Source organism: Streptomyces sp. NPDC048696, assembly GCF_043198895.1.
Lineage (GTDB): Bacteria > Actinomycetota > Actinomycetes > Streptomycetales > Streptomycetaceae > Streptomyces.
In genome coordinates this window covers 287,158-299,682 of sequence record NZ_JBICVJ010000004.1, presented here as the reverse complement: position 1 = coordinate 299,682, position 12,525 = coordinate 287,158, and the positions used below count along the sequence as shown (strand labels likewise).

Genomic DNA, 12,525 nt, shown 5'->3' with positions numbered 1-12,525 from the left:
TCCGGCGGCTTGGGGGGTCTCATAGCGAGGGGACAGCCTGGAAGTCTACGTGGCCCCAGTGACACTCGGAGGGCTCTGTGGACGACCGCGGCGGGTGCGGGACCCCGGGCACTACGAGGTACGGTCGCGCGTTGAAGGGGCAGCACAGCCGTCCACTTCGTCACGCAGCACGACCTCGTCACCCAGCTTGACACGCACCAGGAGGCACCCGGAGATGTCGGTCCCGCAGCACACCGCCGAGCAGCGCGGCGAGCAGATCCTCTCCGTCTTCGACACCGCCTTCGGCGAGCTCCTGGCCGCCGACCCGGCCGCGTTCCGGGTCAAGTTCCGCAAGATGGCGGCCTCCGCGTTCGCCTTCTACCGGGGCACGGCGTGCCTGTTCTACGCGGACCTGGACGCGGAGAGCGCCGGGCAGGGCGGCACCGCCATGGCGAGCGGGCCGTACCTGGACGAGCGCACCGGGCGGGTGTGGATCCACGGCGATCTGCACGCCGAGAACTTCGGTACGTACATGGACGCCAACGGCCGGCTGATCTTCAATGTGAACGACTTCGACGAGGCGTACGTCGGCCCCTTCACCTGGGACCTCAAGCGCTTCGCCGCCTCGCTCGCGCTGATCGGCCACGCCAAGGCGCTCAGCGACAAGCAGATCACCGAGCTGGTGCGGACCTACGCCGCCGCCTACCGCGAGCGGATCCACGTGCTGGCCGCCGGCGCCAACGATGACGAGGTGCCGTCGTTCACGCTCGACACGGCCGAGGGGCCGCTGCTCGGCGCCCTGCGTTCGGCACGCGCGCGTACGCGCTTCTCGCTCCTTGACTCGATGACCGAGATCCGCGAGTACGAACGCCGGTTCACCGAGGGCGACGGCTCGATCGAGCTGGACGCGGCGACCCGGTACAAGGTCCTGGCCGCCTTCGACGGCTACCTGGAGACGCTGCCGGACTCCAGCCTGCTGCGCCCCGACTCCTACCGGGTCAAGGACGTCGTCGGCCGGCGCGGGATCGGGATCGGCTCGGCCGGTCTGCCCTCGTACAACATCCTGCTCGAAGGGCACAGCGACGCCCTGGAGAACGACGTCGTGATCTACATGAAGCAGGCGCAGACCCCGGCGGTCTCGCGGCACGTCACCGACCCCTCGGTGCGCGGCTACTTCCAGCACGAGGGCCACCGCACGGTGATCTCGCAGCGGGCGCTGCAGGCCGCCGCCGACCCGTGGCTGGGCTGGACCGAGCTGGACGGGGCCGGGCAGCTGGTCGCCGAGGTCTCGCCGTACGCGGTGGACCTGGACTGGTCGGACATCGACGACCCGGAGCAAATAGCCGCGGTCGTCGCCGACCTCGGCCGTGCGACGGCCACCATGCACGCGGCGGCGGACGACGAGAGCGGCCACTCGGATCTCGTGCAGTTCTCCACCGAGCGGGCCATCGACGCGGCGATCGCGGCCGACGAGGAGGGCTTCGGCGAGCTGCTGGTCGACTTCGCGCACGACTACGGGGCGCGGGCCCGCGCCGACCACCAGATCTTCGTCGACCTGTTCCGCAACGGCCGGATCCCGGGTCTGTAATCTCACTCCGGGTCGGCAGTCTCACCGATTTCTTAGGCGCCCCCGACAGCGGCCCGTGGGACACTCGTCGCCGACGACAGCATTCCCGGGGACCCTCCCCGGACCCCGGATCACCCCGAGGCCAACGCAGTGGACATATCGGATACGCGACTCAGAGCGGCACGCGCGGCGCTTTTCACGGCGCTCGTCGTGACGCTCTCCAGCGCGTCCCACGTCCTGCTCTCCCGGGTCCCGCTGCCGACGCCGCTGGTGGCCGGGGCCGCCGCGACGGTCTTCCTCGTCGCGTACGCGCTGGCGGGCCGCGAGCGCGGCTTCTGGTCGATCGCCGGGCTGCTCGTCCCGCTGGAACTGGCCGCCGACACCGTCTTCTCGACCGGCCAGCACGTCTGTTACGGGCCGTCCGGCGGCCCGGTCGCGGGCGCGCTGAAGGCGGTCGGCGTGAACGTGCTGTGCGGCGGGGGCATGGGCGGCGAACTGCCCGGGGTGGCCGGCTCCCGGGCGCGCGCGGCCGCGCTGCTCGCCGGGCCCGGACCGGCCGTGCCGTGGCTGCTGCTCGCGGCCCATCTGGTGATCGGGCTGCTGGCCGCGCTGTGGCTGCGGCGCGGTGAGGCGGCGCTGGCCCGGCTTGTCCGCACGGTCGCGCTGCTCGCGTTCCGGCCGCTGCTGCTCGCGGTCGCCGTGGTGGGCGGGGCGTTCCGTACCGTACGGCCGCGGGTACGTCCCGTACGCGTCCATCAGTCGGCGTCCCGCGCGCGGCTGCTCGTGCACTCCGTGGGCCGGCGGGGACCGCCCTGCTCGGCGCTGCTCGCGGCCGTCTGAGCACGGCCGCCGTCGAACACAGCAGTCCCCACAGCACTTTCTCACCTGCCACACCTGCCACACGGAGTAAACGATCATGAGTTCACGCAACAGCCAGGCCAACAAGGCTGCCGCCCGCGACCGGCTGCGACTGGAGCGCGAGCGCCAGGCCAAGAAGGACAAGGCCCGCCGCCAGGTGGTCGTCGCCGCCTCGATCGTCGGCGTCCTCGCGATAGCCGGCGGCGTCGGCTACGCGGTGATGCAGGCCAACAAGCCCGACGCGTGGGACGCAGCCAAGGACAAGGCGCTGGTGAAGCCCGCGAACACCACGGGCACCGACGGCACCACCGTCGTCATCGGCAAGCCGACGGCCAAGAAGACCCTGGAGATGTACGAGGACCCGCGCTGCCCGATCTGCTCGGTCTTCGAGGAGCAGGTCGGCCCCACGGTGAAGAAGGACGTCGACGCCGGCAAGTACAAGATCCAGTTCATCGGCGCCACCTTCATCGACAACGGCAGCCCGGGCACCGGTTCCAAGAACGCGCTCAGCGCGCTCGGCGCCGCGCTCAACGTGAGCCCCGAGGCGTTCATGGAGTACAAGGCGCAGCTCTACTCGGCCAAGTGGCACCCGCAGGAGACCAGCGACAAGTTCGCCAAGGACGACTACCTGCTCCAGGTCGCCGACACCGTGCCCGCGCTCAAGGGCAACGCCAAGTTCCAGAAGGACGTGCAGGACGGCACGTTCGACAAGTGGGCGCTCACCATGTCGAAGAAGTTCGACGACAGCGGTGTGACCGGTACGCCTACGCTCAAGATGGACGGCAAGAAGATCACCGCCGACGGCAGCGACAACGCGCCGCAGGACCCGGCGTCGTTCACCAAGGCCATCGACAAGGCCCTGAAGGGCTGACCTGCGTAGGTAACGGTATGTGAACGGGCGGACGAACATTGGCCGTGAGTCTGCCCGTTCTCACTACCCGTCAGTAAGGTGTGCGGCTGTGACCAGTCGATTCACCTCAACGCCCACCCGCCGCACGGTCGTCAAGGCCGCCGCCGCCACCGCTGTCGTCGCCGCGCCCCTGGTGGCCGGTGTGACCGCCGCCGTCGCCGACACCGCGCCGACGGCCCCCGCCTTCCTGCACGGCGTCGCCTCCGGGGACCCGCTGCCCGACGGGATCCTGCTGTGGACCCGGGTCACCCCCGTCCCCGAGGCCGTGCCGGGCTCCGGCAAGGGCCCGGACACGGATGTCACTTGGGAGATAGCCGAGGACAAGGGCTTCGGGCGGATCGTCGCCAAGGGCACCACGACCGCGACCGCCGCCTCGGACCACACCGTCCGGGCCGATGTGCGCGGTCTGCGCCCGGCGACCTCGTACTGGTACCGGTTCACGGCGGGCGCCACCGTCTCCCCCGTCGCCCGTACGCTCACCGCGCCCGCCACCGACGCGACGGCCGCCAACGTCCGCTTCGGCGTGGTCTCCTGCTCCAACTGGGAGTCCGGCTACTTCTCCGCGTACCGCCACCTCGCCGCCCGCTCGGACCTGGACGCGGTACTGCACCTGGGCGACTACATCTACGAGTACGCGACGGGCATCTACCCCGCGGCCAAGTACGTCGTACGACAGCACCAGCCGACGCACGAGATCATCAGCCTCGCCGACTACCGCACCCGGCACGGCCAGTACAAGTCGGACGCCGACACCCAGGCGATGCACCACGCGCACCCGATGATCGCGATCTGGGACGACCACGAGTTCGCCAACGACGCCTGGAACGGCGGGGCGGAGAACCACACGCCGGGCGCCGAGGGCGACTGGTCGGACCGGGTGGCCGCCGCCAAGCAGGCGTACTTCGAGTGGATGCCGGTGCGCCCGTCGATCGCGGGCACCACCTACCGCCGCATCCAGTACGGCAAGCTGGCCGATCTGCACCTCCTCGACCTGCGCTCCTTCCGCTCGCAGCAGGCGAAGGTGGGCAGCGGCAAGGTGGACGACCCGGACCGCACGATCACCGGCCGGGCCCAGCTGGACTGGCTCAAGAGCGGGCTCTCGCAGTCGCGGGCCGCCTGGAAGCTGGTCGGCAACCCGGTGATGATCTCGCCGGTGGCCTTCGGCTCGCTCCCGGCCGAACTGACCGCGCCCATCGCGGAGTTGCTGGGCCTGCCCCGGGAGGGCATCGCCATCAACGTCGACCAGTGGGACGGCTACACGGACGACCGCCGCGAGCTCCTGAGTCACCTGGTGGACAACGGCATCTCCAACACCGTCTTCCTCACCGGTGACATCCACATGGCGTGGGCCAACGACGTACCGGTGAAGGCGGGCACGTACCCGCTGTCGAAGTCGGCGGCAACCGAGTTCGTGGTGACCTCCGTGACCTCCGACAACCTCGACGACACCCTCCATGTGCCCGCGCACACGGTCTCGCTGGTCGCGGCCGCCGCGGTCAAGGCCGCCAACCGCCATGTGAAGTGGGTCGACATGGACGGGCACGGCTACGGCGTCCTGGACGTCACCGCCCAGCGCTCGCAGATGGACTACTACTCGCTGTCCGACAAGCGCCGCCGCGACGCGACGGCCTCGTGGACCCGCTCGTACCGCACGCTCACCGGCACCCAGAAGGCCGAGCGGGTCTACTCGCCGGTCGTCTGACGACCAGGGCTTGCGACGGCCGGGACTACAGCGTTTCGAGGAAGGCGAGCGCGGTCCGCCAGCTCCGCTCGGCGGCCGCCTCGTCGTAGTCGGGCAGCCCGGGGTCGGTGTAGAGATGCCCCGCCCCCGGGTACCGGTAGATCTCGGCGTCGGCCCCGATCCGGCCCATGCGCAGGTACCAGGTGTTCAGCCAGTCGTGCGTCTCGAACGGATCCGGGTCCGCCACGTGCAGCTGTACGGGCAGCTCGTCCACCGAGGCGCCCTCGGCGATGTCGGCGGTGCCGTGGAAGAGCAGCAGCCCGCGCGCCTTCTCGTCGCCGAGCGCCACGGTCTGGGCGAGCGAGCCGCCCAGCGAGAACCCGGCGTAGACCAGACCCTCGTCGGAGTGCGGAGCGGCGGCCAGGATCGCCCGCTTGAGCAGCTCGTCGTTGCCGATCTCGTCGCGGATCGTCATGCCCTCCTCCACCGTCTCGGCAGTGCGCCCGTCGTAGAGGTCGGGCACGTGCACCAGGTGTCCGGCGGCGCGCAGCCGCTCGGCCGCCTCGTGCACGGCGGGCCGCAGGCCGTAAGCCGAATGGAAAAGCATGATGTTCATGAGGCCATGGTGCCAGCTACGGTCGGGGGCATGGAGAACGTGCTGCGCCCGTTGATCGTGATCGGCGGCTCGGTCGTGCTCACGCTGGCCCTGGTGTGGCTGGCCGACCGACTGCTGCGACGAACCGACGCCCGGCACAGCGAGACCCCGCTGTGGGGCCTGCTGCGCCGCTGCCGCGTCCCCTTGCAGGTCGTGGTCCTGGCCGCGCTCCTGAGAGGGACGTACGGCCAGATCAAATGGCGGCCGGTAAAGGACCACGAGGAGGGCCTGGGACAGACGCTCTCGCTGGTCCTGATCGGCGCGAGCGCCTGGCTGGTGGTACGGATCGCGGCGGCGGTCGTCGAGGCGTCGTACGCCCGGTACGCGGCCTCCGCGCTGGATCCCGCGCGCGTGCGCCGGGTGCGTACCCAGGTGACGCTCATCCAGCGCGTGGTGACGGCGGTCGTGGGCGTGGTCGCGGCGGCGTCGATGCTGCTGACGTTCCCGGCGATGCGGACGGCCGGGGCCTCGCTGCTCGCCTCGGCCGGCATCATCGGCATCGTGGCCGGTGTGGCCGCCCAGTCGACCCTCGGCAACCTCTTCGCGGGCCTGCAGATCGCGTTCGGCGACATGGTGCGGATCGGGGACACGGTGGTCGTGGACGGCGAGTGGGGCGTGGTCGAGGAGATCACGCTGACCTTCCTCGCGGTCCGCACCTGGGACGAGCGCCGCCTGACGATGCCGGTCTCGTACTTCACCAGCAAGCCGTTCCAGAACTGGTCGCGCGGCGGGGTGCAGATGACCGGCACGGTCTTCTTCCACCTGGACCACGCGGCGCCCATCGCGCTGATGCGCGAGAAGCTGGCGGACATCCTGCGGGAGTGCGCGGCCTGGGACGGCCGCGACAGCGCCCTGGCCGTCACGGACACCACCCCGTCGACGATCGTGGTCCGCGCGACGGTCACGGCGAAGGACGCGGGCGACATCTGGACGGTCCGCTGCACGGTCCGGGAACAAATGATCGCCTGGCTCCACACCCACCACCCGTACGCCCTGCCACGCATCGCCACGGCGGAGGCGGACGAGCCCAGCCCACCCCCGAGCCCCGGTCACGGCTGAGCCGGTACTACCCAGGGCCGAGGGGCTGTGACATTGTGCGGCTCCGCCGCGATGGGGGTCCCCCCTGTTCGAGCGGAGCCGAGAACTTGGGGGAGCGACCAGCACCCCCCAGGGGCACGGGGACGGGCCACCAGCACCCCCCAGGGGCACGGGGAACTGCGCGACCAGCCCCTACGGTCCGCAGACGAACAGGGGGTTCGGGGGCGAAGCCCCCGACGTCCAGGTCACCGCAAGCTCCGCACGTCGAGCTGGCGCAGGACCCGGTCCACGATCTCCGGGTCCGCGCCCGCCTCACTGCGCGCGGACAGCACTTCATGCCGCGCCGCGGACATCATCTCCCGCTGAATCCGCTGCACCGTCCGCAACCGCTCCACCCGCTTCGCGTACGCCTCCCGCCGCTCCTCGTCCACCATGTCCGGACTGATCCTCGCCCCCACGTCGTACGCCCGCCGCAGCAGCTGCTCCATGACCTCCTCCGGCAGCTCCTCCACGTCCTCGATCTCCCGCAGCCGCCGCTTCGCGGCCTTCGCCGCGCGGATCGCGAGCTCGCGTTCGAGCGCCCGCTCGGCGTCGGTGTCGGCCCGTACGCCGAGCCGCCGCACCAGGGACGGCAGCGTAAGACCCTGGAACACCAGCGTGGTCATGATCACGCAGAAGGCGATGAACACGATCTCGTCGCGCCCGGGGAAGGGCGACCCGTCGTCGGTCGTGAACGGGATCGCGAGCGCGAGCGCCACCGAGGCCACGCCGCGCATCCCGGCCCACCACATGACGATGGTCTCCCGCCAGCTGGTGGGGATCTCCTCGTCGTAGTCCCGCCGCGTGTGCAGCCGCTTGGCGAGCCAGGTGGCGGGCAGCAGCCACAGCAGCCGTACGCCCACCACGACCCCGACGACCGCCGCGCCCCAGAACGCCATCTCGCCCACGCGGCCGGTCGCGGTGCCGAACACGTTGTGCAGTTCGAGGCCGATAAGCCCGAACGCGATCCCGGTGACCAGGGTGTCGACGATCTGCCAGAACGTGGCCCCGGCGAGCCGCCCCTGCACGTCGTCGGCGTCGAGCGCGTGCTCGGCCAGGAACAGCGCGAGCGTGAGCACGGCGAGCACCCCGGACCCGCCGAACTCCTCGGCCAGTACGTACCCGACGAACGGCACCAGAAGGGTCAGCCCGATCTGGAGGGTGGCGTCGTCGAGCAGGCCCATCAGTTTGTTGGCGGCCCAGCCGAGTGCGAGCCCGACGGCGACGGCCACCACGGCCGAGAGCACCAGCTCGCCGACCGCGTCGGGCCAGGAGAAGTCGCCGCTGACGGCCGCCGCGATGGCCACGTGGTACAGCACGATCGCGGTGACGTCGTTGAAGAGACCCTCGCCCTCCAGGATCGACACCAGCCGGCGGGGCAGCCCGAGCGAGCCCGCGACGGCGGTGGCGGCGACGGGGTCGGGCGGTGCGACGAGGGCGCCGAGCGCGACGGCGGCGGCGATCGGCAGCCCCGGCACGACCGCCTGCGCGACGGCCGCGACGGCCGCCGTGGTGACGAAGACGAGCGCGACCGCGAGCAGCAGGATCGGCCGTACGTTGGCGGCGAACTGCCGCCAGGAGGTGCGCTGTACGGAGGCGTAGAGCAGCGGCGGCAGAACGAGCGGAAGGATGTAGTCCGGCGGAACGGCGACGTTCGGGACGTACGGGATGAGCGCGAGGACGCCGCCGAGCAGGGTCATCAGAACCGGCGCGGGCAGTCCCAGCCGGTCACCGATCGGGACCGTGACCACCGCTCCGAGCAGCAGCACGAACAGCAGGGCCAGCTGATCCACGGATGCCCTCCGGGCGACGATCCGACCAAGACCCTCAGCGTGCCACGGGGAATCCCCTCGAATAGGGGTAAACCCCCCGAGTCGCCAAACTGCGAACCGTGCTGGGCTGGTCGCGCCCACGCGGCGGAGCCGCACAATGTCACAGCCCCGCGCCCCTACAGGAGGGCCGAAGGGCCCATCTAAGGGGCGCGGGGAACTGCGCGACCAGCCACATACACCCGCAGACGAAATGCGGGCTCCCGGCGCTTACAGCGCCTTGCGCATGGCGATATGCGCAATCCCCGCATCGGGGAACTCCGGCCCGTACGCCACGTACCCCAACCGCTCGTAGAACCCCACCGCCCGCGTCTGCGCATGCAGATCCACGGCCGCCAGGCCGAGCCGCCGGGCCTCGTCCTCGATGGCCCGGACCAGCGCGACGCCCACGCCGAGTCCACGCGCGGCGGCCGTCACGGCGAGGCGCCCGAGCGAGCCCACGGAGGCGTCGCCACCGGTCCGCCCAACCGCCGCCGCACCGTGCAGCAGCCGCCCCGTACCGAGCGGAGACCCGCCCACGCCGTCCGCCAGGACATGCACCGCGACCGAGTCGTACGCGTCGTACTCGATCTCCTCCGGCACACCCTGCTCGACGACGAAGACCTCCCGGCGTACCGCGAAGCACGCCTGGAGGTCACCCGGGCCGTCGACGACCCGGACGGCGAACGCCGTCACTCGCTCTCCGCGCGGATCACGTCCAGCGCGTGCTGGAGGTCGTCCGGGTAGCGGCTCTCGAACTCGACCCACTCGCCGTCACCGGGGTGCGTGAAGCCGAGGCGCACCGCGTGCAGCCACTGGCGGGTCAGCCCGAGGCGCTTGGCGATGGTGGGATCCGCGCCGTACGTCAGGTCGCCCACGCACGGGTGGCGATGGGCGGACATGTGCACGCGGATCTGGTGCGTGCGGCCCGTCTCCAGCTTGATGTCGAGCAGCGAGGCCGCCCGGAACGCCTCGATCAGGTCGTAGTGCGTCACGGACGCCTTGCCCTCGGCCGTGACCGCCCACTTGTAGTCGTGGTTGGGGTGGCGCCCGATCGGGGCGTCGATCGTGCCGCTCATCGGGTCCGGGTGGCCCTGGACCAGGGCGTGGTAGCGCTTGTCGACGGTCCGCTCGCGGAACTGCTGCTTCAGCGAGGTGTACGCCCGCTCCGACTTGGCGACGACCATCAGGCCCGAGGTGCCGACGTCGAGCCGGTGGACGATGCCCTGGCGCTCGGCGGCGCCCGAGGTCGAGATCCGGTACCCGGCCGCCGCGAGGCCGCCGATGACCGTCGTCCCGGTCCAGCCCGGGCTCGGGTGGGCGGCGACGCCGACCGGCTTCACGATGACGACGAAGTCGTCGTCGTCGTGCACGATCTCCATGCCCTCGACCGGCTCGGCCACGATCTGCACCGGCGCGGGCGCCTGGGGCATCTCGACCTCCAGCCACGCACCCCCGTGCACCCGCTCGGACTTGCCCACCACGGAGCCGTCGACCAGGACCTTCCCCGCCGCGGCGAGTTCGGCCGCCTTCGTACGGGAGAACCCGAACATGCGGGAGATGGCGGCGTCGACGCGCTCGCCCTCCAGGCCGTCGGGAACGGGCAAGGTGCGGATCTCGGGAATCGTACTCACCCGTCGAGTATGCCTTGTCGCACCGACAACCCTGGTCGCACGAGGTGGTGGATCAGTCCTCGTGAACCGTTGATCAGCCCGTTGATCAGGCCTTTGATCAGTCCTTGTGGACCGTTCCGTCCGGGTCCAGACCCCGGAACGAGAGGATCACGATCAGGAAGCCGCCGCAGACGATCGCGGAGTCGGCCAGGTTGAAGACCGCGAAGTGGGCCGGGGCGATGAAGTCGACCACCGCGCCCTCGAAGACGCCCGGGGAACGGAAGATGCGGTCGGTGAGGTTGCCGAGCGCACCGCCGAGGAGCAGCCCGAGCGCGATCGCCCACGGCAGGCTGTAGAGCTTGCGGGCGAGCCGGAAGATCACCACGATGACGGTCGCCGCGATGACCGTGAAGATCACCGTGAACGCCTCGCCCATGCCGAAGGCGGCTCCCGGGTTCCGGATCGCCTCCAGCTTCAGTACGTCGCCGAAGATCTCGATCGGCTCGTGGTGCTCCAGCCTGGCCACCACGAGCATCTTGCTGCCGAGGTCGAGGAGGAACGCGAAGAGCGCCACCGCGAACAGCACGGCGATCCTGCGCCTGCCCCTGGGCCGCTCGGCGGGGACAGCGGCCTCGTCGGGCCCGTCTACGTCCGGCGTACCGATGATGCGCTCCGCCTCTGCCACGTGAGTCCCTCAACCAACCCTAGGTACTTGACTGAGGACGAGGGTACGACACACCCGTACGGGCTCAGCCCCGCCGTTCCTGCTTCTGCTTGTCCTCGACGCAGAGGGTCGCGCGCGGGAACGCCTGCATCCGCGCCTTGCCGATCGGATTGCCGCAGACCTCGCAGTAGCCGTAGGTCCCGGCGTCGAGCCGTTCCAGGGCCCGCTCGGTCTGTTCCAGCATCTCGCGCGCGTTGGCGGCGAGCGCCATCTCGTGTTCGCGGGTGATGTTCTTGGTGCCGGTGTCGGCGTCGTCGTCGCCCGCGCCGTCCCCGGAGTCGCGCATCAGCCCGTTCAGGGCCTGCTCGGACGACTCGATCTCGCTGCGCAGCCGCAGCACCTCGCTGGAGAGCTCGTTACGGGCCTCGGAGACCTCCAACGGGGTCCACGGGTCCTCGCCGGGCCGCACCGGCAGCACGCCGGGCACAGCCGAGTCGACGGCCCTCGCCTTGGGCACGGTCGACGCCGCCGTGGACTTCCTGGCCTGCGCCCCGTCCGCCGTGTTCTTGGCAACCACCTTCTTGGCTCCCCTCTGCTCCGCGGCCTGGGCCGCCCCCTTGGCCGCGGTGGCGGCCTTCTTCGCTGCCCCACCGGCGGCCTTGCCCGGTAGTGCCTTCTTGGCAGACGCCGTCTTCCTGGCGGCAGCCTTGTCGGCCGGAGCCGCCTTTTCAACGGCGGCCTTCTCGGCCACGGCCTTCTTGGCCGGAGCCCTCTTGGTCACCGCCTTCTTGGTCACGGCCTTCTCGGCCACGACTTTCTTGGCCGGAACCTTCTTGGCGACGGCTTTCTTGGCCGGAGCCTTTTTGGCGACGGCCTTCTTGGTACCGGTCTCGTCGGCCGCGGTCGTCTTGGCCGCGGCCTTCTTCGGCGTGGCCTTCTTGGCGCCGGCCTCCTCGGTCACGGTCTTCTTGGCCGGCTCGGCCGGGGTCTTTCGGGCCGCGGCCTTCTTCGGGGCCGCCTCCTTCTTGGCCGCGGTCTTCTTCCCGGAGGAGCCCTTCGTGGCCGCGGCCTCCACGGCGTCCTTGGACGCCAACGCGGTCTTCTTCGCCACCATGGCCGCGGCCCCTTCACATATTGTGATCTTGCTCGCGAATCGTGCTGGGACGATAAATCGACCCCAGGCCCGCGGCAACGGGGCACGCCGCCGGTCCGGCCCCGCCACGCACGCCCGGAGACGAACCTGCATCCGTTGTGCCCAGCTCCGTGGCCCGTAATCCGCCACACGGGCGGAGCCGGACTCCGCCCGGCCACGTATGGCCATTCGGGTCATCCGCGCACGCGTGGGCGGCGCCGACCGGACCACTCCCGGACCGCCCGCCCCGGTCCGCCGAAAAGCGGTCGGCCGCTGTCGGTGCGGGCCCGTACACTGGGCGGAGCGAGAGGCGTGAATGGGACGAGTAGCGTCGTACGCAGCCAAGAGCGATCCGGGGACGGTGTGAGCCCGGAGGCGAGCGCGATGTGAAGATCACCCCGGAGCCGCCGGAAGAAAGCACCCGCGCCCCGCGGGAGCGAGTAGAACCGGCTTCGCGACCCCAATGAGGGGGCGGTGTTCCGCACACCGCCAAGGAGGGTGGTACCGCGGGAGCGCGGGGCCGTACGACGGCCGCAGCTCTCGTCCCTCCGACGGAAACGTACGACGATCCGCCGGAGGAT

The 12,525-nt window shown here is 70.8% G+C and carries 11 protein-coding genes; 5 read left to right on the top strand and 6 right to left on the bottom strand.

Features of this window, described 5'->3' with window-relative positions; genetic code table 11:
• The first annotated feature begins 214 nt into the window (after positions 1 to 214).
• The 4 genes from ACGFRG_RS10515 (at position 215) to ACGFRG_RS10500 (ending at position 5,016) form a co-directional block, all read left to right on the top strand.
• Complete coding sequence (locus ACGFRG_RS10515; protein ID WP_393263080.1) at positions 215 to 1,567, top strand: DUF2252 domain-containing protein; 1,353 nt, start codon at positions 215 to 217, stop codon at positions 1,565 to 1,567.
• Positions 1,568 to 1,696: 129 nt separating this feature from the next.
• Entirely contained in the window at positions 1,697 to 2,386 is a 690-nt protein-coding gene (locus tag ACGFRG_RS10510) for a hypothetical protein (RefSeq protein ID WP_393263078.1), read from the top strand.
• Positions 2,387 to 2,462: 76 nt separating this feature from the next.
• A complete protein-coding gene (locus ACGFRG_RS10505; protein WP_393263076.1) occupies positions 2,463 to 3,275 on the top strand; it encodes a thioredoxin domain-containing protein in 813 nt (270 codons plus the stop codon).
• Positions 3,276 to 3,363: 88 nt separating this feature from the next.
• On the top strand, positions 3,364 to 5,016 hold the full coding sequence (locus ACGFRG_RS10500; RefSeq protein WP_393263075.1) for an alkaline phosphatase D family protein: 1,653 nt from the start codon (positions 3,364 to 3,366) through the stop codon (positions 5,014 to 5,016).
• Between the two features lie 25 nt (positions 5,017 to 5,041).
• Here ACGFRG_RS10500 and ACGFRG_RS10495 read toward each other — a convergent pair whose 3' ends face one another.
• Positions 5,042 to 5,611, bottom strand: coding sequence for a dienelactone hydrolase family protein (locus ACGFRG_RS10495; protein ID WP_361428153.1), 570 nt, complete (start codon positions 5,609 to 5,611; stop codon positions 5,042 to 5,044).
• A gap of 30 nt (positions 5,612 to 5,641) precedes the next feature.
• On the opposite strand from ACGFRG_RS10495, the gene ACGFRG_RS10490 reads away from it, so the two are divergent.
• The gene (locus ACGFRG_RS10490) at positions 5,642 to 6,709 is read left to right on the top strand and encodes a mechanosensitive ion channel domain-containing protein (RefSeq protein WP_361428152.1); all 1,068 of its coding nucleotides are present in this window, start codon (positions 5,642 to 5,644) and stop codon (positions 6,707 to 6,709) included.
• A 224-nt stretch (positions 6,710 to 6,933) separates the two neighbouring features.
• Here ACGFRG_RS10490 and ACGFRG_RS10485 read toward each other — a convergent pair whose 3' ends face one another.
• From ACGFRG_RS10485 to ACGFRG_RS10465, 5 genes are all read right to left on the bottom strand, one after another.
• Positions 6,934 to 8,520: a Na+/H+ antiporter gene (locus tag ACGFRG_RS10485; protein ID WP_361428151.1), complete on the bottom strand. Its 1,587-nt coding sequence runs from the start codon at positions 8,518 to 8,520 to the stop codon at positions 6,934 to 6,936.
• Positions 8,521 to 8,766: 246 nt separating this feature from the next.
• Positions 8,767 to 9,231, bottom strand: coding sequence for a GNAT family N-acetyltransferase (locus ACGFRG_RS10480; protein WP_361428149.1), 465 nt, complete (start codon positions 9,229 to 9,231; stop codon positions 8,767 to 8,769).
• Positions 9,228 to 10,169, bottom strand: coding sequence for an RluA family pseudouridine synthase (locus ACGFRG_RS10475; RefSeq protein WP_361428147.1), 942 nt, complete (start codon positions 10,167 to 10,169; stop codon positions 9,228 to 9,230). Before ACGFRG_RS10475 ends, ACGFRG_RS10480 begins: the two co-directional genes overlap by 4 nt.
• Positions 10,170 to 10,266: 97 nt before the next feature.
• Entirely contained in the window at positions 10,267 to 10,833 is a 567-nt protein-coding gene (gene lspA, locus ACGFRG_RS10470) for a signal peptidase II (protein ID WP_361428145.1), read from the bottom strand.
• Positions 10,834 to 10,897: 64 nt separating this feature from the next.
• Positions 10,898 to 11,926 carry a TraR/DksA family transcriptional regulator gene (locus ACGFRG_RS10465; protein ID WP_393263071.1) on the bottom strand — a complete coding sequence of 343 codons (1,029 nt, stop codon included), beginning with the start codon at positions 11,924 to 11,926 and terminating at the stop codon, positions 10,898 to 10,900.
• Between the last annotated feature and the right edge of the window lie 599 nt (positions 11,927 to 12,525).

Coding starts and splice junctions, on each gene's coding strand:
- ACGFRG_RS10515 (WP_393263080.1), top strand. CDS start 215: ATGTCGGTCCCGCAGCACACCGCCGAGCAGCGCGGCGAGCAGATCCTC.
- ACGFRG_RS10495 (WP_361428153.1), bottom strand. CDS start 5,611: ATGAACATCATGCTTTTCCATTCGGCTTACGGCCTGCGGCCCGCCGTG.
- ACGFRG_RS10505 (WP_393263076.1), top strand. CDS start 2,463: ATGAGTTCACGCAACAGCCAGGCCAACAAGGCTGCCGCCCGCGACCGG.
- ACGFRG_RS10465 (WP_393263071.1), bottom strand. CDS start 11,926: ATGGTGGCGAAGAAGACCGCGTTGGCGTCCAAGGACGCCGTGGAGGCC.
- ACGFRG_RS10490 (WP_361428152.1), top strand. CDS start 5,642: ATGGAGAACGTGCTGCGCCCGTTGATCGTGATCGGCGGCTCGGTCGTG.